This window comes from Spirulina sp. CCY15215 (genome assembly GCF_016888125.1).
GTDB lineage: Bacteria > Cyanobacteriota > Cyanobacteriia > Cyanobacteriales > Spirulinaceae > CCY15215.
On the sequence record NZ_JACSWA010000279.1, the window covers coordinates 1 to 253 of the forward strand.

Sequence of the window (253 nt, forward strand, 5' to 3'; positions counted from 1 at the left end):
GCTTCATCGACACCGGGAGGAATGCGATCGCGCAATAACATTAGTAATTCTTCTTTTTCCGCTTCGGGGGGATTTTTCAGCATTTCGCAAAGTTCTGAAGTTTGCGCGGCATTTAAGGGTAAGGGAGGAATGCCCAGTTTAGCGCGGTCTGCGGCCTGTTGACGATAGTTTTGTAGCATAAGTTTTACTCCTTAGTTTGGCTCTAGGTTAACTATGATAATCTCTTGGGGCAAGGTGCGACTGTTCCGAGAGA

1 protein-coding gene is annotated in these 253 nt (G+C 47.0%); it reads right to left on the reverse strand.

Features of this window, described 5'->3' with window-relative positions; all coding sequences use genetic code 11:
* Positions 1 to 179 (reverse strand): hypothetical protein (locus tag JUI58_RS03390; RefSeq protein WP_204102336.1); only part of this gene is annotated, 179 nt, incomplete at its 3' end.
* Positions 180 to 253: the final 74 nt, after the last annotated feature.